Below are 2054 nucleotides of genomic sequence, written 5' to 3' on the forward strand. Positions count from 1 at the left end.
AAAGAACGGCCCAATTATTCGATGAATTCGATTAAATAGGTCAACTATTCTCACGAATCCATCGAATAATTCGACTCGTTCTACTGAAATTTATGCTCGAAAGCATAAGTCCGACAGACTCCTAGAAGAAAAATACTCTACAACGAGCTGCTCACTGCTGAACGTTTTTAAAATGAAGTATAAAAAAATCAACAAAGTAGCAGCCTGCCTGCTGCTCTCTCTCTTTCTGAGCTCTGCGCTCAGGGCGGTGACTCCCTCTGTCATCATTGTAGGAGGAGGGCCTGCGGCGATGACCGCAGCTCAGACTATTGCCAGATTCCACCCTTCGATATCAGTCAAGGTGATAAAAAGTCCTAAAATCAAAGGTCAGCTTGAAGAAGCAGGCAATATCGAAAACTGGCCTGGCAGCCTGATTTTAAAAGGGAAAGGCCTGCTAAACATGATGGAAGACAAGGCTGGAAGTAACGACAATGTCGACATTATTGAAGATCATATTGTCGAGACTCACCTCCAGGGGACACCGAAGGTTTTGCACGGTGAGCGCTCTACCTATTTTGCCAGTATTGTCATACTGGCATCGGGAGCGGAACCCAATCTTCCCAAAATTTTAGAACCACACAAAGGAACCGGGGTTTTCACATGCACTGACTGCGATGGACCCCGGTTTACCAATAAAGATGTTCTGGTGATTGGCGGAGGACCTTCCGCCATTGAACAGACCATCAACCTCCTTAGCCTCAACGCCAATAGAGTTCACCTTGCTGTTCGAGGAAGCGACTTCAAGGCAGAAGAGACCTTGATCAAGCATCTGTATAAAATACTGGATCGTAGCAAAAAAAATCTTTTCCTCTACTTCGAACATAATCTGGAGGCCGTTCATCTCAATAAAGATGGCATGATGAACGCCAGCTCCCTGCGACACCGGGAAGGACGCCTGACTCTTCCTGTGTCAGGTGTTTTCTCGGCCACGGGACAGAAGCCCCTGTCCAGCATTTATCCTGAAGTCTGCTTGAACGACAAAGGCTATATACAACGCTATGGTCCCGGTAAACATCTCTGGTCTCAGCCCATGCCCAAGAGCAACTTTCTGACTCTGGGCTCTATTGACAGTCCTTTCAATACCCGGCTGCTGGCAGCTGCCAAAGGTGCAACCAGTGCGCAGATGCTCAACAAAACTGCGACCAGTAGTCATGGGATCAAAAAAAGAGTGGCCATTTTGGGGACAGGCATTGGCGGTAAAACAGCAGCCTTATACGCCAAAAGGTCAGGATTTGACGTATTTCTTATCGATATCGGTGCTCGAAAACCGATGAAAAGTTTCTGGCCGGTTTTAAAAAGTGAGCCCAGTCTGCTTAGAGGCTTGGATAAACAATTATCTAATCTGTCTGTCTCCACATTAAGAACTGAGTCCGTTTCATTGATTCAGACAGAAAGCCACTATCATATTCAGGCTGGCAGCTATTCCATATTGGTTGATGCCATTATTGCCAATACATTGGAATACTCCGCCGAGAGCCTGGGTATCAGCCTTATGACTCCAGAGGACTTTAATCATGAATACCGCTGGAGTCATACCTGCCTGAGAGGCGTTTTTACTGCAGGAGATGTTGCCGTTCAGCCCGACCTGCCCAGACAAGCCATTACAGCCGCTTACTCTGGACATTTGGCGGGTTTGCAAGCACTTGAAGAAATTCTGGCCATGCAAGATCACAACGGGATGATTTACTTTCCATAGACAGCTCGAAAATTTCCGACAGGCTCCCAGAGCCAATCTGTTCATACTGTATTTCGGGAAAAGCACCGATAATCTATTGAGCAGTGGAATTGAGAGCTAACCTTTCTCCATTCTTCTCTATTCATCCACACTTTCAGTGACCCATTGATAGACGTCAGGCCTCTACTATGAAAATTGAAGCCGTTAGAGCTTTCGTAATTCCTAAAAAACTGCTGGACAGAGAAAGAGAATAATACCTTTCCCTTGCAGCGACTATCCTTTATCCCATGGTTTTCTCAACCCGCAACGAACAGCAGAGTGAACAGACTGCAAAGCTTCT

1 protein-coding gene is annotated in these 2054 nt (G+C 46.3%); it reads left to right on the forward strand.

Going from position 1 to position 2054, the window contains the following annotated elements:
• Positions 1 to 172: 172 nt before the first annotated feature.
• Positions 173 to 1735: an FAD-dependent oxidoreductase gene (locus ACR2PX_RS08705; RefSeq protein ID WP_433998969.1), complete on the forward strand. Its 1563-nt coding sequence runs from the start codon at positions 173 to 175 to the stop codon at positions 1733 to 1735.
• The last annotated feature ends 319 nt before the right edge of the window (positions 1736 to 2054 follow it).

The sequence above is a fragment of the Endozoicomonas sp. genome (genome assembly GCF_051008435.1).
Classification (GTDB): Bacteria; Pseudomonadota; Gammaproteobacteria; order Pseudomonadales; family Endozoicomonadaceae; genus Endozoicomonas_A.